Here is a 21,226-nt window from a genome sequence, read left to right as displayed (position 1 = left end):
GCTCCGTGGTGCTCGACCTCCCCGACTTCCCCTGGGACCAGCTCGTCCCGTTCAAGCAGCGCGCAGCGGCGTACGAGGGCGGCATCGTCGACCTCAGCGTCGGTTCGCCCGTCGACCCGACCCCCGAGATCGTCCGACGGGCCCTGGCGGGTGCCACCGACGCGCACGCCTACCCGCAGGTCGCCGGCACGCCCGCGCTGCGCGAGGCGATCGCCGACTGGTACGGCCGTCGGCAGGGCATCACGCTGACGCCCGAGCAGGTGCTCCCGACCATCGGCTCGAAGGAGTTCATCGCCGGGCTCGCGCTCTGGCTCGGGATCGGCCCGGGGGACACCGTCGTGTTCCCGGAGGCCGCGTACCCGACCTACGAGCTCGGAGCCGCGCTCGTGCGCGCTGACGCGCTCGCCTCGGACGACCCCGCCGCATGGCCGGAGAGCACGAAGCTCGTGTGGCTGAACTCGCCCGGCAACCCGGACGGTCGCGTGCTGTCCGTCGAACAGCTGCGCGCCGCGGTCGCACGGGCGCGGGAGCTCGGCGCCGTGATCGTCGGCGACGAGTGCTACGCCGAGCTCGGGTGGGAGCCGCCGTACGACGCGTCGCCGACACCCTCGATCCTCGACCCGCAGGTCGTGGGCGATCGGGTGGACGGCGTGCTCAGCGTGTACTCGCTGTCGAAGCAGTCGAACCTCGCCGGGTACCGTGCTGCCTTCGTCGCGGGGGACGCCGCGATCCTGGCCGACGTGCTGGCGGTCCGGAAGCACACCGGCATGATGCCGCCGCTGCCGGTCCAGGACGCGATGATCGTGGCCCTCGCCGACGACAGGCACGTGCAGCAGCAGAAGGCCCGCTACCGGGCCCGTCGGAACATACTCCGACGGGCACTCGAAGGAGCGGGCTTCCGGATCGACAACAGCGAGGCCGGGCTCTACCTCTGGGCGACCCGCGGCGAGCCCGCGCTCGACACGGTCGGCTGGCTGGCGGAACGGGGCATCCTCGTCGCACCAGGCACCTTCTACGGGCCCGCCGGGGCGGAGCACGTCCGGGTGGCGCTCACCGCGACCGACGACCGGATCGCGGCCGCGGCGCAGCGGCTGGCGAGCACCCGGAGACTGGCCGCGTCCTGATCGAGGTGGGCCGCGCCTCCCGGTCGTGACGAGGGGTGGGACCGCTGTGCGCTCCCCGCACAATCCGTGGAATCCACCAGATCTCCGCCTTCCGGTGGTGCACGACCGACAGTCGGCGCAGTTAGGCTGTCGTCGTGACTGACACTGCCAACGACGCTCAGAAGACGGCCACACCGCCCACCACGCCCGTCCCCGTGAGCCCCGCCGCCGCGGAGTCGACGGAGACGGCGACACTGACGTTCCCGGGTGGCACGGCGGAGTTCCCGATCCTGCCGAGCGTCGACGGCGCGTCCGCCATCGACATCTCCTCGCTGAAGAAGCAGACCGGGCTGAACACGCTCGACTACGGCTTCGTCAACACCGGCGCGACCAAGAGCGCCATCACGTACATCGACGGCGACCAGGGGATCCTGCGCTACCGCGGGTACCCGATCGACCAGGTCGCATCGGGGTGCACGTACCTCGAGGTCGCGTGGCTCCTCATCTACGGTGAGCTCCCCACGAAGGACGAGCTCGACGACTTCGACGCCCGCATCCGTCGGCACACGCTGCTGCACGAGGACCTCCGCCGGCTCTTCGACGCACTGCCGCACTCGGCGCACCCGATGTCGGTGCTGTCGAGCGCCGTGAGCGCACTGTCGACGTACTACGAGGACGACATGGACGTCGACGACCCCGAGAAGGTCGAGCTGCAGACCGTCCGGCTCCTCGCGAAGCTCCCGGTCATTGCCGCCTACGCGCACAAGAAGGCGATCGGGCAGGCGTTCCTCTACCCGGACAACAAGCTGTCGTTCGTCGACAACTTCCTCCGGCTGAACTTCGGCACCATGGCCGAGCCCTACGAACCGAACCCGGTGCTGTCGAAGGCTCTCGAGCGGCTCCTCATCCTGCACGAGGACCACGAGCAGAACGCCTCCACCTCGACCGTGCGCCTGGTCGGCTCGACGAAGGCGAACATGTTCGCGTCGATCTCCGCCGGCATCAACGCGCTGTACGGGCCGCTGCACGGTGGCGCGAACGAGGCCGTGCTCGAGATGCTGCAGCAGATCAAGGACTCCGGTGAGCCGGTGTCGCGCTTCGTCGAGCGGGTGAAGAACAAGGAGCGCGGGGTGAAGCTCATGGGCTTCGGGCACCGCGTCTACAAGAACTACGACCCGCGCGCGAAGCTCGTGAAGGAGTCCGCGCACGAGGTGCTGCAGTCGCTCGGGGTGCAGGACGACCTGCTCGACATCGCGATGGAACTCGAGCAGATCGCGCTCGAGGACGAGTACTTCGTCAGCCGCAAGCTCTACCCGAACGTCGACTTCTACACGGGCATCATCTACCGGGCGATGGGCTTCCCGCCGCGCATGTTCACGGTGTTGTTCGCCATCGGGCGTCTGCCGGGGTGGATCGCCCAGTGGCGTGAGCTCAACAACGACCCGCTCAACAAGATCGGCCGCCCGCAGCAGCTCTACGTGGGGCACCCGGAGCGGGACCTGCCCGCCCGCTGACGTCCGGCCCCGGTCCGAAGGCCCGCTCGCGCCCCGCAAGCGGGCCTCTTCCGTCACGCTCGACGGTCGCGAGCCGCGAGCGGGCTATTTCTGTGACGCTCGGCGTCGTCCGGCGACGGTTCCTGCCCGCTCGGCAGGAGACGCGCGGCGTGTCCTGCCCGCTCGGTGACCTGAGCGCAACTGCGAACGCGCCTCCCGTCCGGCGCGCAGCTCGTTCCTTCCCGACACGCGTGCCATGGCAAGCGGAATCGGGCGTACCTGGTCGATCCTGCGGATCAGGTACGCCCGGTTCTGCTGGGTGCGCCCGGTTCTGCTGGGTGCGCCCGGTTCTGCTGGGTGCGCCCGGTTCTGCTGGGTGCGCCCGGTTCCGTGAGTGCGCCCGGGGTCCGTCGGTCCCCGGCGGCGTCACCCGGCTCGCGGCGAACTCCTCGCGGCGCTCAGGAGCGGCGCTCGGGAGCGGCGGTCAGGCGCCGCGCTCAGGAGCGGCGTTCAGCAGGCGCGGTGCGCCGCCGCCGGGAATCGGCCCGTCGCCCAGGTCCCGAGCAGGTCGACGGCAGCACGGAACGCGGGCGTGCCCGGTCGGTTCAGGAAGGCGTGCCGATCGGGCAGGACGTGTCGCTCCACCGACGTGCCCGCCGAGACGAGCTCGGCAGCGAACCGCTCGCCCGACGCCCGCATCGCGTCGGACGCGGCGTCGACGACGAAGGCGGGCGGGAAGCCGGTCAGGTCCTGTCCGCCGGCGAACGCGGTCCGCTGCCCGAGTGCCGTCCGGGGCACCGCGTTCCGGTTCGCGACGTCGAGTGCCCACGGGGCGTGCGTCACACGGCGGTGTCCGCGGACGGTGCGCTGCACGGCGCGGTCGCGGGGGAGTCGGGCGTGGTGGAAGCCGTACGCGAGGACGACGCCCTCCGGCGGGTCGCCGGCATCGAGCAGGCCGAGCGTCGCGGCGGACGCGAGGCACGCCCCCGCGCTCGCCCCACCGAGCAGCAGCGGCCCGTCGGTGTGCGCCCTCGTGTGTCGGACCACCGCGAGCACGTCGTCGCGCGCGTGGGGCCACCGCGCCCGGGGCCGAGCTCCACGGCGTCCGACCCAGGGCAGCCCGGGCAGCGGAGCGAGGCGGTGGTCGACGGTCACGACGGCGAGCCCGTGGGCGGCCAGCGCGGTGGCGACGGCGTGCGACTCCGGTTGGTCGAGGCCACCGCGGAAGAACCCGCCCCCGTGCAACCAGACCAGTGTGGGTCCGCCCGGGCGTCCGTACCGCCGGACGGGCACCGGTCCGTGCGGCCCCGCGATCGTCGCCCCCATGCCGTCTCTCGTCGGGAGCGGCGCTACGCGTGCAGCGCCGTGTTGAGCTGGATGCCCTGGCCCTGGCGCTGCAGGGCCTCGACCGCACCGGAGAGCGAGTTGCGCCGGAACAGCACGTTCGGCACGCCCGACAGCTCTGCGGCCTTCACGGTGCGCGGCGTGCCGTCCGGGTTCGGTGCGACCCCCACCAGGACGACCTTGGTGCCGGCCGTCACGTAGAGTCCGGCCTCGATCACGGAGTCGTCGCCGAGCGAGATGCCGAGGCCGGCGTTCGCCCCGAGGAGCGCCCGCTCGCCCAGCGACACCCGGTGCGTCCCGCCGCCGGACAGGGTCCCCATGATCGACGCACCCCCACCGATGTCGGTGCCGTCTCCGACGACGACCCCCTGCGACACCCGACCCTCGATCATGGCGTCACCGAGCGTGCCGGCGTTGAAGTTCACGAAGCCCTCGTGCATGACGGTCGTGCCGGGAGCCAGGTGTGCGCCCAGCCGCACCCGGTTGGCGTCGCCGATGCGCACCCGGTCCGGCACGACGTAGTCGAGCAGGCGGGGGAACTTGTCGACCGCGTGCACCGCGATGCCCGCACGCTGCAGGACCGGACGAAGGCGGACGAGGGCGTCCGGGTGCACCGGGCCGGCGTTGGTCCAGGCGACGATCGGCAGGTGACCGAAGACGCCGTCGAGCGAGACGGTGTTCGGCCGGACGTGCAGGTGGCTGAGCAGGTGCAGCCGCAGGTACGCATCGGGCGTGCTGATCGGTGCGTCGTCGATGACGATCTCGGTCGTCACCGCCTCGATCCGGACCTCGCGCCGGGGGTCGTCGCCGACGTGCGCCTCGAGCTCGGGCGGGAACACCGCGTCGGCCGGACGCGCACCGAGGTGCGTCTCGGGGTACCAGGTGTCGAGGACGGTGCCGTCGGCGGCGATCGTCGCGAGGCCGTGGCCCCAGGCGTGCGTGGGTCGGTCGGTGGCAGCGGTCGCGTCGGTCACGCCACCAGGGTAGCGAGCGGGCCGGTCGGCGACCCGTCCGGGGAGACGGTCTGTGGAGAACGTCGGTGACGCGACCAGGCCGGCCTGGAGGCGCGGGTGCTGTGGACGGATCGGCACCGTCCACCGGTGGTCGCCTCACCGTCCGCTGAGGGAAGCGGCCGGTACGCTGACCGCATGCCGGAGCAGCTCGACCTCACCGCCTCGTCCATCGACATCACGCGCGCCGTCTGCGACATCGAGTCGGTGTCGGGGAACGAAGGACCCCTCGCCGACGCGATCGAGGTGGCGCTGTCGTCGCTGCCCCACCTCGACGTCGTGCGCGACGGCGATGCGATCGTGGCACGCACGCAGCTCGGTCGCGAGCGCCGGGTCGTGATCGCCGGGCACATCGACACGGTGCCGCTCAACGGCAACTTGCCGACCGAGTTCCGGACCGCGGACGACGGCACCGAGATCCTCTGGGGTCGCGGCACGGTCGACATGAAGGCCGGGTGCGCCGTGCAGCTGAAGCTCGCGCACGACCTGACCGAGCCGAACGTCGACGTCACGTGGGTGTTCTACGACCACGAGGAGGTCAGCGACTCCCTGAACGGCCTCGGTCGGCTGGCGCGGACCCGTCCCGAGCTGCTCGCGGGCGACTTCGCGATCCTCGGTGAGCCGTCAGGGGCCCAGATCGAGGGCGGGTGCAACGGCAACCTCCGCGCCGAGGTCCGGACCTCCGGCAAGCGCTCCCACAGCGCACGCAGCTGGATCGGCGACAACGCGATCCACAAGACCGCACCGATCCTGGCGACGCTCGCGGCGTACGAACCGCGCACCGTGACGGTCGACGGGCTCGAGTACCGCGAGGGGCTCAACGCCGTGGGCATCACCGGCGGCATCGCCGGCAACGTCATCCCGGACGAGGCCATGGTGCACGTGAACTACCGCTTCGCGCCGTCGCGCAGCGCGGACGAGGCGGTCGCGCACATCCGAGAGCTCTTCGCCGGGTACGACGTGCAGATCGTCGACCTCGCCGCCGGCGCCCGCCCCGGGCTCGACGCGCCGCTCGCGCAGCAGTTCGTCGCAGCGGTCGGCGGCCCGGCCCCGCGCCCGAAGTACGGGTGGACCGACGTCGCCCGCTTCTCGGCGCTCGGGGTCCCGGCGGTCAACTACGGTCCCGGCGAGCCGGTCTTCGCCCACCACGACGACGAGCAGGTCCCCGTCGACCAGATCACCGCGGTCGAGGACGGCCTGCGTCGGTGGCTGACGGCGTGACCACCGGCCCCGCGCGCACCGTCGCGGGGCTCCACGGCGACGGCCGCTGGCGCACGCGCTACCGGCTCGTGCCCTGGTGGGTCCGGGTCACCGTCGTCTACGTGGTCGCGCGGCTCGTGACGGGGGCGATGCTCCTGGCCTTCGCCGGTGTGCAGACCGCCAACTCGTTCACCGGCGCGCGTCCGTCGTACCTGTCCTTCGCATCCATATGGGACGGCGCCTGGTACCGGGTGATCGCGTCGAACGGGTACCCGTCGACCCTGCCGGTGGACGCCGCGGGTCACGTCGCCGAGAACGCGTGGGCGTTCATGCCCGCGTACCCGTTCCTCGTCCGAGGGCTGATGGTGCTGACCGGGGCGTCGTTCGAGGCCGTCGCGGTCACCGTGTCGCTGGTCGCCGGGTGGGGCGCTGCGCTGGTGTTCCGACGGCTGATGGGCCGCTTCCTCGACGACGGCCGGGCGACGTTCGCCACGGTGCTGTTCTGCGTCGCGCCGGTGTCCGCCGTGTTCCAGGTCGCCTACGCCGAGGCGATGGGGCTCTTCCTGCTCCTGGTCGCCCTGCTGCTGATGGTCGACCGCCGCTGGTGGACGATGCTGCCGGTCGTGCTGCTGCTCGGGATGACCCGACCGACCGGGCTCGCGTTCGCGTTCCTCGTGGTGCTGTTCCTGGCCGCCTGGACGATCCGGCCGTCGTGGGTGCGCGAGGTGGAGCGGCCGACCCTGCGCACCGCTCTGCCGTCACTCGTCGTGGGTGCGGTCTCGGGGCTCGTCGGACTCGCATGGCCGGCGATCGCGTGGGCGGTGACCGGGGTCCCGAAGGCGTACACCGACACCGAGCTCGCCTGGCGCTCGTCGTACATCGGGTGGCGGGAACTCGTCCCGTTCGCGCCGTGGATCCAGGGCGCTGGCTGGTGGTTCGGGCAGCCGGCGGGCGCGATCCTGCTCGCCGTGGCGCTCGTCGGGTTCGCGGTGTTCGTCGCGCACCCCGCTGTGCGTCGCGTCGGCCTCGAGCTGCGGTTGTGGGGCGTGGCCTACGTCGTCTACCTGCTCGCCGTGTTCTTCCCGCAGTCGAGCACCTGGCGCATCCTGCTGCCGATCGCGCCGCTCCTCGGCATCGTGGCCCTCCCGCGGTCGTCGGGCTACCGGGTGCTGGTGGTCGCGGTCTGTCTCGGTCTGCAGTTCGTCTGGCTGTACACCTGCTGGTGGGTCGACGGCTACGACTGGACGCCGCCGTGATCGACCTCGCGGTCGTCTGAGTCCTCGGCGGCGGGTGTCGCCGAGGGGTCCTCGCCCGGGCGCCAGTCGGCCGCGGCGTGCACCATGGCGTTCACCGTGGCGATGAACGGCACGGCGAAGAAGGCTCCGACGACGCCGGCGATCGTGGTGCCCGCGGTCACGCCGAGCACGACGCCGAGCGGGTGCACCCGGACGGCCGAGCCGGTCAGGAACGGGTGCAGCACGTGGCTCTCGAGCTGCTGGACCACCACCACCACGGCGAGCATGACCAGCGCCGGGACCAGTCCGTTGAAGACCAGCGCGATGAGCACGGCGACGATGCCGGCGACGATCGCCCCGACCACCGGGACGAACGCGCCGAAGAACACGATCACGCCGATCGGGACGGCGAGCGGCAGGCCGAGCGCGAGCGCGCCGATGACGATGCCGAGTGCGTCCGTCACCGCGACGACGAGCTGCACGCGGATGAAGCTGGTGAGGGTCTTCCACCCCGCCTGTCCCGCGGCGTCGATGCGCCCGCGCGAGCGTCGCGGGAAGATCCGCACCACCCACGACCAGATCCGGCGGCCGTCGATGAGCACGAAGATCGTCGTGAACACCACGATGAACAGCCCCTCGAGCGCGTGCACCAGCCCGCTGCCCGCCTCGGCGGCCCCGGACAGGATCGACGCGACGTGGGTCTGCAGGAACTTCGTCGCCTCCGCCAGGTACTTCGTGACCTGCGCCGAGGTGATGCCGAACGGCTCGGACGCGAGCAGGGTCTGGAAGGTCTGCACGTTGCTCGTCAGTCGACGCTCGAGCGTCGGCAGGTCGTAGCGGATCTGCGCCGTCACGACGAGCGCCAGGACACCGAGGACGACCACGACCGAGATGCAGGCCGTGAGCACGGCGAGCCACTTCGGCCACCGGTGACGTTGCAGGAACGCCGAGAAGGGGGCGAGCAGTGCGCAGACGAGCAGCCCGACCAGGAACGGCACGAGGATGTCCTGCAGCAGGACCACGAGGGCGACGACGACGGCGAGGGCAGCCACCACCACGAGGAAGCGCCACGAGAACGCTCCGGCGATGCGCATGCCCCTCGGCACCGCCTCGACGACCGGATCGACCTGTGGACGCAGCATGGAGCGGATGTTCGGCACACGCCAAGGTGACCACCCGGAGCCGCGAGAACGTCGCATTCCGACACCCCCAACCTGGGCGGTTTCGCAGTTGCCCCCTCGGTACGGGATAATGGGCCTGCATCTTCTGCACGAAAGGGGACATCTGATGGCAGCGATGAAGCCGAGGACCGGTGACGGGCCGATGGAGGCTGTCAAGGAGGGTCGACTCATCATCGTGCGGGTTCCGCTCGAAGGTGGAGGCCGCCTGGTGGTCTCGGTCAACGACGCCGAGGCCAAGGAACTCCACGACGCACTGGCAGAGGTCGTCTCCGCCTAGTCCGTCGACGCACCACGACGAGAGGCCCGGAGCGCGTACGCTCCGGGCCTCTCGTGTGCGTCGTGGCCGACGGAACCGGCAGACCGGGCCGCGACGTCCGTCGATCCAGGACGTCCATCGGATCAGGATGTCCGTCGGTCCAGGACGTCCGTCGGGTCAGGACGTCCGGCGGGTCAGGCCGAGACCTTCGTCATCTGCAGCAGCCCGTCCCCGGCGGGGGAGAGCGCACTCCGCACCGCGCCCGAGGTCGAGACCTCGGTGAGCAGCAGTCGGAAGTCCGTCGTCGCGCGGTCCCGACGCACCGGGTCCGCGACGCGACCGCGCCAGAGCGCGTGCGGCACGAGCACGGTGCCCCCGACGCGCGCGAGGCGGAGTCCGTGCTCCACGTACTCGATCACGTGCTCGGGGTCGGCGTCGACGAGGACGACGTCGTACGACGCCTCGTTCATCCGGGGCAGCACCTGGTTCGCCCGACCCGGGATGAGCCGGACGCGCGAGGGTGCCGTGCCGGCGGCGACGTAGGCGTCACGGGCGTACTGCTGGTGGTCGATCTCGACGTCGATCGTCGTGAGGGTCGCATCGGGCGCGCCGCGCAGCAGGTAGAGCCCCGAGACGCCGAGCCCGGTGCCGATCTCGATCATGCTCGTCGCGCGCGATGCCGCTGCGACCACGGCGATCTGGGCGCCGATCGCGGGGGAGACGGCTTCGACCCCGAGTTCGAGGGAGTGCTCTCGCGCTCGGGCGATCACCTCGGGCTCCGAGACGATGTCCTCGGCGAACTTCCAGTTCGACTCTTTCTCTGACACGCACACTCCGTTCGGGAGACAACTCTACGGGTGCGGCGCAGTGGGACGGGTTACGCTCGTTGCCGTGTCCATCGACTTCAACAAGATCCTGATCATCGGGATCATCGCGGTGCTGCTGCTCGGGCCGCAGCGCCTGCCGATGTACGCGCAGAAGCTCGCCGAGTTCGTCAAGGCGATCCGCCGGTTCGCGGACACCGCGAAGGACCGCATGCGCGAGGAGATGGGCCCCGAGTTCGACGACGTCGACTGGCAGAAGCTCGACCCCCGGCAGTACGACCCCCGTCGCATCATCCGCGACGCCCTGCTCGACTCCGGGGGCACCGCCGCCGGCAGCACGGCCGCGGTGGAGACCGCGCAGGTCACCGCGTCGAAGGTGCGTGCGACGGCGCCGGTGGTGCCGCTCGCCGAGGGCGAGCCGGCCCCCTTCGACACCGAGGCGACCTGAGGCGGCTCCCGTCCGTTCTCAATCACGCGTCGCGACGATCGTGAACGTCGTCGGCATCCGGTCGCGGTCCGGGGCGGGCCACACCCACGAACCGTTGCCGTCCTCCTCCATGCGCGGGCTGAACCGCCACGGCAGGGTGCGCCCCTCGTCCAGACGGCGGAGACGCAGTCCGGCGCCGAGCAGGGCGTTGACGACCTCGGACAGCGGGTGCGGCCACTCGTACGTCCGGGTGTTCGCGACGGTGCCCTCGCCGACGTAGGTACCCGCGTCCTCCCACTGCTGGGCCGTGCCGTCGGGGAAGTACCGGTGTCGCGTCGCGAGTTCCGGCGCGTCCTCGTCCAGGGCGTACAGCGCGGGGTGTCCGTCGCGGATGAAGAACACCCCGCCCGGCCGGAGGAGCCCCGCGACCTGCGCGGCCCAGCGGTCGAGGTCCGGGAGCCAGCAGATCGTGCCGATGCTCGTGTAGACGACGTCGAAGTCGCCCGTGACGGCCGCGCGGGCGTCGAGGACGTCGGTCTCCACCCACGTGACGTCGAGGCCGAGCCGGTCGGCCAGGGCCGCTGCTGACGCGAGCGCCGGTGCCGAGAAGTCGACCCCGGTGAGGCGTGCACCCTCGCGGGCCAGCGAGACCGTGTCGGTGCCGATGTGGCACTGGAGGTGGCAGACGTCGAGCCCCGCGAGCGTGCCGCCGGGCAGCCACGGTGTGAGCGCGGGCAGGTCGTCGCGCACGACGTCCGACCGGTGTGCCGGGTCGTCGAGCGCGGCGACGTCGTACGCGCCCTCGTGGATGGGGACCCGGTCGTCCCAGTTCGCGCGGTTCGTCGCGCGGGCGGCGTCCCAGTCGACGCTGACGTGGTCGGAGCTGTCCATGCGGCCACGCTAGCGGGCGCATCGGCCCGTGCGCGACGATCGCTCAGGACAGGCTGAGCCCGAGCTTCCGTCCGGCCAGGCCCCGTCCCATCGTGGTGATGGTCTCGGCGACGGACCGCAGGGCGACCGCGGCGGGGTCCTCCGGGGCGCCGAGCACGACCGGGACGCCGCCGTCGCCGCCCTCCCGGAGCGGGACCGACAGGGGGACGCGGCCGAGGACCGGCACGGGGACGTCCTGCCCCCGGGAGAGCCGAGCGGCGGTCTCGTCGCCGCCGCCCTCGCCGAACAGGTGCAGGACGCTGCCGTCGGGCTGCACGAGCCCGGCCATGTTCTCGACCACACCGATGACCTTCTGCCCGGTCTGCCGTGCGACGACCCCGCTCCGCTCGGCGACGTCGGCGGCCGCGGCCTGGGGCGTCGTGACGACGAGCACCTCGGCGTGGGGGAGCAGCTGTCCGACCGAGATCGCCACGTCGCCGGTGCCGGGCGGCAGGTCGAGCAGGAGCACGTCGAGGTCGCCGAACCACACGTCGGTCAGGAACTGCGAGACCGTGCGGTGCAGCATCGGTCCACGCCAGGACACCGCGGTCGAGACGTCGTCGACGAACATGCCGATCGACACGACCTTCACGTCGTGGGCGACCGGCGGCAGGATCATGCTGTCGACGCGGGTCGGCCGGGGTGCGACGCCGTGGTCGTCGGTCAACCCCATCAGGCCGGGCACGCTGAAGCCGTGCACGTCGACGTCGACGATGCCGACCCGCTGACCGGCCGCTGCGAGCGCGACGGCCAGGTTGACGGTGACCGTCGACTTCCCGACCCCGCCCTTGCCGCTCGTGACGGCGATCACGCGGGTCAGGGAGTCCGGGGTGAACTGCACGCCGCGCGGCCGGCCGGCACGGAGGCGTTCGGTGAGGGCGGCGCGGGTCGCCGGGCTCATCACGTCGACGTCGACCTCGACGTGGTGCACGCCGTCCACGGAACCGGCGGCCGACCGCACGTCGCGCTCGATGGTGTCGGCGGCGGGGCACCCGACGATCGTGAGCTGCAGGTCGACCCGCACCGAGCCTCCCGGCCGGACGTCGACCCCGCGGATCATGTCGAGTTCCGTGACGGGGCGGCGGATCTCGGGGTCGATCACGCGACCGAGCGCAGCGAGGACCGCGGCGCCGAGCTGCTCGTCGGGCGTCGCTGCGGTGCCGTCAGCCACGCGTGCTCGTCGCTCCCTCACCGTCGTCGACGGAGTCGGCGCGCAGCGCTGCCTCCTCGGCGTCCCGCCGGTCGAGCTCCTCGAGCAGCGACCGGATCTCGGCGCGGATGAAGTCCTTCGACGCCATCTCCCGCATCGCCAGGCGGAGGGCGACGACCTCGCGGGCCAGGTACTCGGTGTCGGCGAGGTTGCGCTCGGCGCGCTGGCGGTCCTGCTCGAACTGCACGCGGTCGCGGTCGTCCTGCCGGTTCTGCGCGAGCAGGATGAGCGGTGCCGCGTAGGAGGCCTGCAGTGAGAGCACCAGGGTGAGCGCGGTGAAGCCGATCGCAGCCGAGTCGAACTGCAGCGGCTTCGGCGCCAGGGTGTTGTAGCCCATCCACAGGGCACAGAAGAGCGTCAGACCGACCAGGAACCAGGGCGTCCCCATGCCGCGGGCGATGCCCTCGGTCGCACGACCGAAGGTGTCGCCACGACCACGGCGGCGGGTCGGGAGCACGCGTGTGCGCATGCCCTTCGGCGAGTCGAGTCGCTCCTGGCGGTTGTCATCCGTTCGGGCCACGGGTGGTCCTCCTCCCCGTCGTCACGGGCGTCTTGCGCTGGCGTTGGCGGAGTCGCGAGGGGGCATCCCCCTCGCCGTGACTTCGCCAGTCGTCCGGCAGGACGTGGTCGAGGACATCGTCGATCGTCACCACCCCGACCAGACGGTGGGCGTCGTCGACCACGGGGACGGACACGAGGTTGTAGGTCGCCATCACGCGCGTGACCTCGGCCGCGCTCGCGTCGACGCGGACCGGCTCGGTCTGCTGGTCGATGAGCGTGCCGAGGCGCTCGTTCGGCGGGTACCGGAGCATGCGCTGGAAGTGCACGAGCCCGAGGAACCGACCGGTCGGCGGCTCGTAGGGCGGCAGCACCACGCACACGCTCGCGCCGAGCGCCGGGGCGAGCTCGTGCCGGCGGATGAGCGCCAGTCCCTCGGCCACGGTCGCGTCCGCCGAGACGATGACGGGTTCGGTGGTCATGAGACCACCCGCGGTGTCCGGCTCGTACTCGAGGAGCATGCGGACGTCCTGCGCCTCCTCCGGCTCCATGAGCTGCAGCAGCGCCTCGCTCCGGTCGTCGGGGAACTGCGCGAGCACGTCTGCGGCGTCGTCGGGCTGCATCTGGTCGAGGACGTCGGCTGCGCGGGCGTCCGCGAGCCGGGTCAGGATCTCGATGCGCTCCTGGTCGGGCATCTCCTCGAGCACGTCGGCGAGCCGGTCGTCGGGGAGCTCCTCGGCGACCTCGAACCGGCGCTCCTCGGGCAGGTCGAGCAGCGTCGACGCCAGGTCGGCCGGGACCAGGTCGGAGTAGGCGGCGATGACGTGCTCGGCGGACTGGGCCTCGCCGGGGAGCTCGTCCTCGGTGACCTCGTTCCACGTGGCGAACGTCGTCGGGCCCTTGCCGAACGGCGACGGCGTCGTCTTCGGCTTGCGGAGGAAGAGCTGCGACACCTCCCAGTCGCCCTGTCCGCGGTCCTCGATCGCGACGTCCTCGATCGTGGCGCGGATGCGGTCGCGCGTCAGCAGGACCTTGCGGCCGAGCATCTCCGCGATGACGCGCACCTCACCCCCGCGCTGCTCGAAGCGACGCATGTTGACGATGCCGGTGGTGATGACCTGACCGGCGCCGATCGACGTGACGCGGCCGATGCTGAGGAAGATGCGGCGCTTGCCGGGCACCTCGACGATGAGCCCGACGACGTGCGGGGCGTCGACGCGGCGGTACACGACCAGGACGTCCCGGACGCGACCGACGCGGTCGCCCGCGGGGTCGAAGACGGAGCACCCGGCGAGGCGGGCGACGAAGACCTTCGTGGCGCTCACCCGTCCAGCGTAGTCGCTGCCGCGCGGGCCGGGGACGAGCGCACCCTGCGCACACCGAGGGGACGCGCGGCTCGGTGCACCAGCCGCTGCGCCCCTGTCCCGGAGGTTCCCGGGAGGCGCACGTGTGATCGCAAGGTGCCCGGTGGATGATGGCTGGGTGAGCAACCAGAGCCCGTTCGCCGGACGCACCGCCCAGGCCTTCCCGACGCTGCCGCGTGGGGACGTCCTCGGCACCTACGACAGCTACCCCGATGCCCAGCGCGTCGTCGCGAAGCTCGCCGAGGCGGACTTCCCCGTCGCCAAGATCTCGATCGTCGGCAACGACCTGAAGACCGTCGAGCGCGTCACCGGGAAGATGACCTACGGCCGTGCGGCCATCGCGGGCGCGCTCTCCGGTCTCTGGCTCGGCATCTTCTTCGGCATCGTCCTGACGCTGTTCTCACCGACGGCGGGCGGGCTGATCATCGCCGCGGCGATCATCGGTGCCGCGTTCGGCATGCTGTACGGCATCGTCTCGTTCGCGATCACGAAGCGGCAGCGGGACTTCACGAGCGTGCACCAGGTGCTCGCCACGAACTACCAGATCGTCGTCGACCCGCAGCTCACCGGCCAGGCGCAGCGGATCCTCGGCCAGCACGGCGCGACGCCGTCGACGCACTGGAACGACGCTCCGCAGCCTGGCGCGCCGGGTTCGCAGGCCCGTCCGTCCCAGGGCCAGGAGCCGTGGCGTCCGGGCCCCCAGCAGGGCTCGCCCTACGGTGGGCACGCGACGCCGCACCAGCCGCAGCAGCCGCAGCAGCACCGGCCTGGAGGCCCGCAGCAGTCCGGCCCGTCGGCCGCCGGTCCGCGGTACGGGACCAACGACGGCCCCCGGTACGGCGAGACCCCGCAGACGGCGCAGCAGCCGGCGCCGACGTCGGACCCGCGTGTCCCGCAGTCACGACCGGGCCAGCCCCCGCAGTACGGGGAGCGCGTCGACGGAGCCGACGAGCGCCCCGCCGGTGCGGACCAGCGACCCGGCTCGGCACCCGACGACCGCCGCGACGGCGAGCGCGGCTGACGGAGGGACCGAACCGCAGGACGCCCGCGTCGACGATCGTCGACGCGGGCGTCCTGCGTTGCGGCACGTGACCGGTCAGGGCGCCGGTCAGGGGTCGCCGGTCAGGGCTCGGTGGTCAAAGCACCTTCGAGTAGCACATCGACCGCGCCGCTCCGACGTACGGCCCGAACTGCGCGATGCGGCGGAAGCCCTCGCGCTCGTAGAACCCGATCGCGCGCTTCTGCTCGTCGCCGGTCTCGAGCACGAGCGCCGGGGAACCCAGGTCGATCGCGGCCTCCTCGAGGCGACGGAGGATCGCGCTCGACACACCGGCCCCGCGGGACTCCGGCCGCACGTACATCCGCTTCACCTCGGCGATGCCGTCCTGCACCAGGCGCAGGCCACCGCAGCCGAGGGGCGTGCCGTCCTCGTCGCGGGCCAGGAAGAAGACCGCGATCGAGTCGGCCGTCGGCTTCTCGCCCGGTTCGGTGTCCCCGCCGTAGGCCCGGTCGATCTCCAGACGCTGAGCGGCACGGAGCCGCTGTGCGTCGGGCGAGTCGAAGTGCTCGACGTCGATCACCAGCCCGCGCGGCGCGATCGGGCCGTCGGTCGGGGCGGACGTCGTGCTGGGGGAGGCGTCGGGCATCGTCACCCGCTCAGGCTAGCGGCCGGTGCGGGCGATCCACCCCTCCACTTCCGAGGGGGTCCGGGGGATGCCGACCGACAGGTTCTCGGCGCCGTCCTCGGTCACCAGGACGTCGTCCTCGATCCGGACGCCGATGCCGCGGAACTCCTCGGGCACGGTCAGGTCGTCCTGCTGGAAGTACAGGCCGGGCTCGATCGTGAACACCATGCCCGCCTGCACGACGCCGTCGATGTACATCTCGCGACGCGCCTTCGCGCAGTCGTGGACGTCGAGCCCGAGGTGGTGGCTCGTCCCGTGCACCATGTAGCGGCGGTGGAACTGGTTGTCCGGCTGCAGCGACTCCTCGGCCGTACCGGGCAGGAAGCCCCACTCGGCGGTCTTCTTCGCGATGACCTCCATCGCGGTGGCGTGCACCTCGCGGAAGGTGATGCCCGGCTTCACGATCGCGAACGCGGCGTCGGCGGCTTCGAGCACGGCCTCGTAGACCATGCGCTGCACGTCGGTGAAGGTGCCCGACACGGGGAGCGTCCGGGTGATGTCGGCGGTGTAGAACGAGTCGACCTCGACGCCGGCGTCGATCAGGATCAGGTCGCCCGGCTGCACCGCGCCGTCGTTGCGGGTCCAGTGCAGGATGCACGCGTGGTGGCCGGACGCGGCGATCGTGTCGTAGCCGACCGTGTTGCCGTCGGCTCGTGCGCGACGGTTGAACGTGCCCTCGACGATGCGCTCGCCGCGAGGGTGCGCGAGCACGGCGTCGAAGTCGGCGATGACGTCGTCGAAGCCCGACCCCGTGGCCTCGACGGCCTTCCGGAGCTCGCGCACCTCGTACGCGTCCTTGACCAGCCGGAGCTCGGACAGGTCACGGGAGAGCACGTCCTCGGTCGCCGGGGCCCCGTCCACGGCGTCCGCACCGCCGACCGTCGTGCCGAGTCGGGTGTCGAGGGCGCGCGTCAGCTCGGCGTCGGCATCGCGGACGAGCAGGACGGATGCATCGAGGCCGTCGGCCACCCCGGCGAAGGCGCCGAGGTCGGCCGTCGCGAGACCCAGGTCGGCGGCGACCTCGTCGAGCGAGGGGCGGGGCCCGACCCAGAACTCACCGATCTCGGGGTTCGCGTAGAACTCCTCGGAGTCACGGCCGGCCGTGGCGCGGAAGTACAGCGTGGCGTCGTGACCGGACCCGTTCGGGGTCATCACCAGGACGGAGCCGACGACCGTGTCGGTGCCCCAGCCGGTCAGGTGCGCGAAGGTCGAGTGCGGACGGAACGGGTAGTCGCAGTCGTTCGACCGCACCTTCGCCTGACCCGCGGGAACGACGATCGTGCGTCCGGGGTGCAGCTCCGAGATGCGAGCACGTCGCTCTGCCGCGAAGGCCGACTGCTCGCGCGGCTCGGGGGTGGGGCGCTCCCGGTCCGCCCACTGCGACGCGATGTGGTCCTTGAAGGTCGAGGACCCGGGGGTGGTGGATCGGTTGCTCGTCGCGCGAGGAGTGGTGTCGGCCATGTCACCCATCATCGCACCGAGCTGACCCTCCGGCCTGAGCGGCTGTTCACCTGTCGGTAGCATGGTCGACGTGCCCGATCCGTTCATCGACCTGCACGCCCACTCGAGCGTGTCCGACGGCACCGAGCGGCCGGCGGAGCTCGTCGCTGCCGCCGCTGCTGCCGGCCTCGACGGCGTCGCCCTGACGGACCACGACACGACGGCCGGCTGGGACGAGGCGACCGCCGCCGTCCGCGACCGCCCGATGTCGCTGCTCCCCGGCCTCGAGCTGAGCACCCGCGTCGGCCACCGGAGCGTGCACGTGCTCGGCTACCTGGTCGACCCGACCGACGAGGCCCTGGTCGCGGAGACCGCCCGGATCCGCGACGGCCGGTTCGCGCGGGCACGGCGCATGGTCGAGCGCATCGGTCGCGACCATCCGATCACGTGGGACGACGTCCTCGCCCAGGCGCGCGACGGCGCCACCATCGGGCGCCCGCACATCGCCGACGCCCTGGTCGCCCGGGGGCTCGAGCCGGATCGCAGCGCGGCGTTCCGCGGGATCCTGCACCCGGCCTCCGGCTACTACGAACCGCACGAGGCGCCGACGCCCCTGCGCGGCGTCGAGCTCATCCGCGGTGCCGGTGGCGTGCCGGTGATCGCGCACCCGGCGGCGTCCTCGCGCGGGATCGTGATCGACGAGCCCATGCTGCGTGACCTCGTCGACGCCGGCCTCGGCGGGCTCGAGGTCGACCACCGCGAGAACCTCGCCCACGGCAAACGGACGCTGCTCGACTGGGCCGGTCGCTACGACCTGTTCGTCACCGGCTCGAGCGACTACCACGGCACCGGCAAGCCGAACCGGTTCGGCGAGCACCGGACCGCGCGGCACTCCTTCGACGCCATCGTCGACCAGGCCACCGGCAGCGACCCGGTGCACGGCGCGGGCTCCCGCCTGGCCTGACGTCCGCCCCTGTCGGGGTCCCCGGCGGGCAGGCACGCGGACGTGACGAAGGCCCCGTCACGTGGGTGACGGGGCCTTCGGACGGGAGGCGCTACTCGCCCTCGCCGGTGCCCTGCGGTGCCGAGGTGGTCGCCTCGGCGGAACCGCTGCGGCGACGACGACGGCGACGGCGCTTCGCGGCCCCGTCGGTGGTCGAGCCCTCGCCGGCGGGCTGCGCGGCGTCGGGACCCGTGGAGTCGGCGGCCGGAGCCGACGTGACGGCGTCGGACGAGCCTCCCGACCGGGTGCGCGAGCGCGGACGCGAGCCGCCCTGGCGGTCACCGCTGCGCTCGGAGCCGCGACGGTCACCGGTCCGCTGCGCGCCACGGCCGGCGGAGGAACCTGCCTCGGCCGCGTGCGAGGGCGCACCGGGCAGGCGGCCCTTCGTCCCGGCGGGGATGTCGAGGTCGGCGAACAGGTGCGGCGACGACGAGTAGGTCTCGACGGGCTCGGGGATGCCGAACTCGAGGGCCTTGTCGATGAGCGTCCACTTGTGCAGGTCGTCCCAGTCCACGAAGGTGACCGCGATGCCCGTCTTGCCGGCACGACCGGTGCGGCCGGCGCGGTGCAGGTAGGTGTCCGGGTCGTCCGGGATGGTGTGGTTGATGACGTGCGTGACGTCGTCCACGTCGATGCCGCGCGCCGCGACGTCGGTCGCGATCAGCACGTCGCGCTTGCCGGCCTTGAACGCCGCCATCGCGCGCTCGCGCTGCTCCTGGTTGAGGTCGCCGTGGACGGCGGCAGCGTTGAAGCCACGGTCCTTCAGTTCCTCGACGAGCTTCGCGGCGGCGCGCTTCGTGCGCGTGAAGATCACGGTCTTGCCGCGGCCCTCGGCCTGCAGGATGCGGGCGATGACCTCGTCCTTGTCGAGCGAGTGCGCGCGGTAGATGACGTGCTTGATGTTCGCCTGCGTCAGGCCCTCGTCGGGGTCCGTCGCGCGGATGTGCACCGGGCGCGTCATGAACCGGCGGGCCAGCGCCACGATCGGAGCCGGCATCGTCGCCGAGAAGAGCATGGTGTGGCGCACCGCGGGGACGGCCTGGAAGATGCGCTCGATGTCCGACAGGAAGCCGAGGTCGAGCATGCGGTCTGCTTCGTCGAGCACGACCTCCTGCACCTTCGACAGGTCGAGCAGGCGCTGGCGCTGCAGGTCGATGAGGCGACCGGGCGTGCCGACGACGATCTGCGCGCCGGCCTTGAGCTGCTCGATCTGGCCCTCGTACGCCTTGCCGCCGTAGATCGACACGATCGTGGTCGACCGGTTCGAGGTGGCGAGCTCGAGGTCCTCGGTCACCTGGACCGCGAGCTCGCGGGTCGGGACGACGACGAGCGCCTTCACGCCGTGCTCCGGGTCGGCGCCGAGACGCTGGATCAGCGGCAGGCCGAAGCCGAAGGTCTTGCCGGTACCCGTCTTGGCCTGGCCGATGATGTCCTGGCCGGTGAGGGCGAGCGGGATCGTCTGCTGCTGGATCGGGAAGGGCTCGGCGATGCCCTTCGTCGCGAGCGCGTCGACGATGTCCTGCTCGATGTTGAGGTCTGCGAAAGTCAAAGAATCACCTTAGTCCTGGTGGAAGTCCAGGCCAGTCTACCGACGGCGGGCGAGGACAGCGCCCGCCGGGCGGGAGTGGTGCCCGCGGCCCGTATGCTTGGGGCGTGGTGTCGTGGTGGAACCGGAAGCGCGCTGCGCAGCTCGCCGCCGCGTGGCTGGCGTCGCGGAACCCGCGGAACGCCAAGCCCGTGGAGCGCCTGCAGCTGGACGACGTGAGTCCCGAGCTCGACGTGTACCTGGGGCAGGCGGCCTACCTGCAGCTGTCGCTCTACGAGACGATGGGTCGAGCCGGTGCCGCGGCGCCGACGATGGCCGGGCGGCTCGTCACGGGCGTGCTCGCGACGACCGCGCTCGAGCGGCACCGGACGATCGTCGCCGAGATCGAACGAGGCGGGTGGGCGCCCGCGGAGCTCATGGAGCCCCACCGCGAGGCGATCGACCGCTTCCTGCTGCGCACGAGCGGCGCTGACTGGTACGAGTCCATGCTCACGGGCTACGTGACGGCAGGGATCCTCAACGACCTCTTCGGCAACCTGCTCCGGTCGCTGCCGCTCGACGTCCGGCAGCGGTTGCGGACGGTGTTCGACGCGCGCGAGGAACCCGCGGTCGTCGAGGAGCTGGCAGCACACATCGAGCAGGACCCGCGCGTCGGGTCGCGCCTGGCGATGTGGGGCCGGCGGCTCGTGGGGGACACGCTGCTCGTGGCACGGTCGGCGCTGGCGGTCCACGCCCGTGAGGACCAGGAGAAGCTCGAGCCCGTGTGGACGGAGCTCATCGCTGCGCACACACGGCGGATGGACGCGCTCGGCCTGACCGCCTGAGGTGCGGGCCGCGCTGACAGCCCGGGGCGCGGGCCGCGTCGACGGCCCGGGGCGCTGGGGGCGCTCGCTCGGGCCCGCTCGGTCAGAGGCGCTCGGTGCGTGCGCGCTCGAAGGCGTGCTCGTCTGCGGCCGTGCGACGACGACCCAGGACCCACTCGGTCACGACGGCGACGACCCCGGCACCCACCAGGGCCACGACCCAGATCCATCCGCCGTCGTACGGCCAACCGGCCCAGGTCAGGGCCTCCCACACGACGGCCGCAACGACGCCGCCGACGACGGGTCCGAGCAGTGCGCCGCGCGTCGAGCGCCACGGCACCACGACGTGCGCGACGGCCCCCGCGATGAGGCCGCCGAGCACGGCGAAGAGCAGCTCCACGTCAGGCGACGAAGCCGATGCGGCGGGACTCCTCTGCGCCGACCTCGACGTAGGCGAGCGAGGCGACGGGCACGATGAACCGGCGGCCCTTCTCGTCCTTGAGGGAGAGGTGGGTCGACTGCGACTCGAGGGCCGCTGCCACGGCCTGCTCGATCTCCTCGGCGCTCTGGGCGGTCTCGAAGGCGATCTCGCGCGGGCTGTTGATGATGCCGATCTTGATGTCCACGAGCACAGCGTATCCGAGCGGTACCGCGTCGGCCCGGGCGTTCGCCGG

The 21,226-nt window shown here is 72.0% G+C and carries 22 protein-coding genes; 9 read left to right on the top strand and 13 right to left on the bottom strand.

The window, feature by feature from the left end:
* The first annotated feature begins 5 nt into the window (after positions 1 to 5).
* Together dapC and M3677_RS04400 are read left to right on the top strand one after the other, a co-directional pair.
* A complete protein-coding gene (dapC, locus tag M3677_RS04405; protein ID WP_308201965.1) occupies positions 6 to 1,124 on the top strand; it encodes a succinyldiaminopimelate transaminase in 1,119 nt (372 codons plus the stop codon).
* 194 nt (positions 1,125 to 1,318) lie between these two features.
* On the top strand, positions 1,319 to 2,617 hold the full coding sequence (locus tag M3677_RS04400; protein WP_081984701.1) for a citrate synthase: 1,299 nt from the start codon (positions 1,319 to 1,321) through the stop codon (positions 2,615 to 2,617).
* Between the two features lie 489 nt (positions 2,618 to 3,106).
* Here M3677_RS04400 and M3677_RS04395 read toward each other — a convergent pair whose 3' ends face one another.
* The gene (locus M3677_RS04395) at positions 3,107 to 3,922 is read right to left on the bottom strand and encodes an alpha/beta hydrolase (RefSeq protein ID WP_251159878.1); all 816 of its coding nucleotides are present in this window, start codon (positions 3,920 to 3,922) and stop codon (positions 3,107 to 3,109) included.
* Between the two features lie 23 nt (positions 3,923 to 3,945).
* Positions 3,946 to 4,914, bottom strand: a complete 969-nt coding sequence (gene dapD / locus M3677_RS04390) for a 2,3,4,5-tetrahydropyridine-2,6-dicarboxylate N-succinyltransferase (RefSeq protein ID WP_251159877.1) — start codon at positions 4,912 to 4,914, stop codon at positions 3,946 to 3,948.
* A gap of 174 nt (positions 4,915 to 5,088) precedes the next feature.
* Here dapD and dapE point away from each other — a divergent pair, with 174 nt between their 5' ends.
* Positions 5,089 to 6,171 (top strand): succinyl-diaminopimelate desuccinylase, encoded by a 1,083-nt coding sequence (gene dapE, locus M3677_RS04385; protein WP_251159876.1) that lies wholly within the window; start codon positions 5,089 to 5,091, stop codon positions 6,169 to 6,171.
* Positions 6,168 to 7,406: a hypothetical protein gene (locus M3677_RS04380; protein ID WP_251159875.1), complete on the top strand. Its 1,239-nt coding sequence runs from the start codon at positions 6,168 to 6,170 to the stop codon at positions 7,404 to 7,406. The genes dapE and M3677_RS04380 overlap by 4 nt, the downstream gene beginning before the upstream one ends.
* On the opposite strand, the gene M3677_RS04375 is transcribed toward M3677_RS04380, so the two are convergent.
* Positions 7,385 to 8,527 carry an AI-2E family transporter gene (locus M3677_RS04375; RefSeq protein ID WP_158407733.1) on the bottom strand — a complete coding sequence of 381 codons (1,143 nt, stop codon included), beginning with the start codon at positions 8,525 to 8,527 and terminating at the stop codon, positions 7,385 to 7,387. The two genes, M3677_RS04380 and M3677_RS04375, sit on opposite strands and share 22 nt — an antisense overlap.
* Before the next feature lie 145 nt (positions 8,528 to 8,672).
* Here M3677_RS04375 and M3677_RS04370 point away from each other — a divergent pair, with 145 nt between their 5' ends.
* The gene (locus M3677_RS04370; protein WP_017887054.1) at positions 8,673 to 8,843 is read left to right on the top strand and encodes a DUF3117 domain-containing protein; all 171 of its coding nucleotides are present in this window, start codon (positions 8,673 to 8,675) and stop codon (positions 8,841 to 8,843) included.
* Between the two features lie 173 nt (positions 8,844 to 9,016).
* Here the strand turns inward: M3677_RS04370 and M3677_RS04365 are convergent, their stop codons facing one another.
* Positions 9,017 to 9,649 carry a class I SAM-dependent methyltransferase gene (locus M3677_RS04365; protein ID WP_251159874.1) on the bottom strand — a complete coding sequence of 211 codons (633 nt, stop codon included), beginning with the start codon at positions 9,647 to 9,649 and terminating at the stop codon, positions 9,017 to 9,019.
* Between the two features lie 64 nt (positions 9,650 to 9,713).
* Between M3677_RS04365 and M3677_RS04360 the strand changes: the two genes are divergently transcribed.
* The gene (locus tag M3677_RS04360; protein WP_066652853.1) at positions 9,714 to 10,094 is read left to right on the top strand and encodes a twin-arginine translocase TatA/TatE family subunit; all 381 of its coding nucleotides are present in this window, start codon (positions 9,714 to 9,716) and stop codon (positions 10,092 to 10,094) included.
* An 18-nt stretch (positions 10,095 to 10,112) separates the two neighbouring features.
* Here M3677_RS04360 and M3677_RS04355 read toward each other — a convergent pair whose 3' ends face one another.
* Genes M3677_RS04355 through M3677_RS04340 form a run of 4 tightly spaced genes read right to left on the bottom strand, consistent with a single transcriptional unit; the run spans position 10,113 to position 14,036 of the window.
* Entirely contained in the window at positions 10,113 to 10,964 is an 852-nt protein-coding gene (locus M3677_RS04355; protein ID WP_251159873.1) for a bifunctional 2-polyprenyl-6-hydroxyphenol methylase/3-demethylubiquinol 3-O-methyltransferase UbiG, read from the bottom strand.
* Between the two features lie 43 nt (positions 10,965 to 11,007).
* On the bottom strand, positions 11,008 to 12,174 hold the full coding sequence (locus tag M3677_RS04350) for a P-loop NTPase (RefSeq protein ID WP_251159872.1): 1,167 nt from the start codon (positions 12,172 to 12,174) through the stop codon (positions 11,008 to 11,010).
* The gene (locus M3677_RS04345; protein WP_251159871.1) at positions 12,167 to 12,733 is read right to left on the bottom strand and encodes a DUF1003 domain-containing protein; all 567 of its coding nucleotides are present in this window, start codon (positions 12,731 to 12,733) and stop codon (positions 12,167 to 12,169) included. Before M3677_RS04345 ends, M3677_RS04350 begins: the two co-directional genes overlap by 8 nt.
* Positions 12,717 to 14,036 (bottom strand): CBS domain-containing protein, encoded by a 1,320-nt coding sequence (locus M3677_RS04340; RefSeq protein WP_251159870.1) that lies wholly within the window; start codon positions 14,034 to 14,036, stop codon positions 12,717 to 12,719. Before M3677_RS04340 ends, M3677_RS04345 begins: the two co-directional genes overlap by 17 nt.
* A gap of 157 nt (positions 14,037 to 14,193) precedes the next feature.
* On the opposite strand from M3677_RS04340, the gene M3677_RS04335 reads away from it, so the two are divergent.
* Positions 14,194 to 15,096 (top strand): general stress protein, encoded by a 903-nt coding sequence (locus tag M3677_RS04335; RefSeq protein WP_251159869.1) that lies wholly within the window; start codon positions 14,194 to 14,196, stop codon positions 15,094 to 15,096.
* 115 nt (positions 15,097 to 15,211) lie between these two features.
* Here M3677_RS04335 and M3677_RS04330 read toward each other — a convergent pair whose 3' ends face one another.
* Entirely contained in the window at positions 15,212 to 15,721 is a 510-nt protein-coding gene (locus tag M3677_RS04330; protein WP_081985226.1) for a GNAT family N-acetyltransferase, read from the bottom strand.
* 15 nt (positions 15,722 to 15,736) lie between these two features.
* Positions 15,737 to 17,221, bottom strand: coding sequence for an aminopeptidase P family protein (locus M3677_RS04325; protein WP_251159868.1), 1,485 nt, complete (start codon positions 17,219 to 17,221; stop codon positions 15,737 to 15,739).
* A gap of 61 nt (positions 17,222 to 17,282) precedes the next feature.
* On the opposite strand from M3677_RS04325, the gene M3677_RS04320 reads away from it, so the two are divergent.
* Positions 17,283 to 18,164 carry a PHP domain-containing protein gene (locus tag M3677_RS04320; RefSeq protein ID WP_251159867.1) on the top strand — a complete coding sequence of 294 codons (882 nt, stop codon included), beginning with the start codon at positions 17,283 to 17,285 and terminating at the stop codon, positions 18,162 to 18,164.
* Between the two features lie 91 nt (positions 18,165 to 18,255).
* Here the strand turns inward: M3677_RS04320 and M3677_RS04315 are convergent, their stop codons facing one another.
* Entirely contained in the window at positions 18,256 to 19,752 is a 1,497-nt protein-coding gene (locus M3677_RS04315; RefSeq protein WP_251154714.1) for a DEAD/DEAH box helicase, read from the bottom strand.
* Positions 19,753 to 19,856: 104 nt separating this feature from the next.
* On the opposite strand from M3677_RS04315, the gene M3677_RS04310 reads away from it, so the two are divergent.
* Positions 19,857 to 20,573 (top strand): ferritin-like fold-containing protein, encoded by a 717-nt coding sequence (locus M3677_RS04310; protein WP_251159866.1) that lies wholly within the window; start codon positions 19,857 to 19,859, stop codon positions 20,571 to 20,573.
* Positions 20,574 to 20,655: 82 nt separating this feature from the next.
* Here M3677_RS04310 and M3677_RS04305 read toward each other — a convergent pair whose 3' ends face one another.
* Complete coding sequence (locus M3677_RS04305) at positions 20,656 to 20,952, bottom strand: hypothetical protein (protein ID WP_251159865.1); 297 nt, start codon at positions 20,950 to 20,952, stop codon at positions 20,656 to 20,658.
* 1 nt (position 20,953) lies between these two features.
* Entirely contained in the window at positions 20,954 to 21,178 is a 225-nt protein-coding gene (locus M3677_RS04300; RefSeq protein WP_066657860.1) for a DUF3107 domain-containing protein, read from the bottom strand.
* Positions 21,179 to 21,226 lie beyond the last annotated feature (48 nt).

This window comes from Curtobacterium sp. P97, from assembly GCF_023712445.1.
Taxonomy (GTDB): Bacteria; Actinomycetota; Actinomycetes; order Actinomycetales; family Microbacteriaceae; genus Curtobacterium.
Note: the sequence above shows the minus strand (reverse complement) of the source record. Positions and strands in the feature narration are given on the sequence as shown.

Bases quoted from the DNA above. Each gene is read 5' to 3' on its own strand.
- M3677_RS04395 (WP_251159878.1), bottom strand. From the start codon at position 3,922: ATGGGGGCGACGATCGCGGGGCCGCACGGACCGGTGCCCGTCCGGCGG.
- dapE (WP_251159876.1), top strand. From the start codon at position 5,089: ATGCCGGAGCAGCTCGACCTCACCGCCTCGTCCATCGACATCACGCGC.
- M3677_RS04375 (WP_158407733.1), bottom strand. From the start codon at position 8,527: ATGCTGCGTCCACAGGTCGATCCGGTCGTCGAGGCGGTGCCGAGGGGC.
- M3677_RS04370 (WP_017887054.1), top strand. From the start codon at position 8,673: ATGGCAGCGATGAAGCCGAGGACCGGTGACGGGCCGATGGAGGCTGTC.
- M3677_RS04355 (WP_251159873.1), bottom strand. From the start codon at position 10,964: ATGGACAGCTCCGACCACGTCAGCGTCGACTGGGACGCCGCCCGCGCG.
- M3677_RS04330 (WP_081985226.1), bottom strand. From the start codon at position 15,721: ATGCCCGACGCCTCCCCCAGCACGACGTCCGCCCCGACCGACGGCCCG.
- M3677_RS04325 (WP_251159868.1), bottom strand. From the start codon at position 17,221: ATGGCCGACACCACTCCTCGCGCGACGAGCAACCGATCCACCACCCCC.
- M3677_RS04320 (WP_251159867.1), top strand. From the start codon at position 17,283: ATGGTCGACGTGCCCGATCCGTTCATCGACCTGCACGCCCACTCGAGC.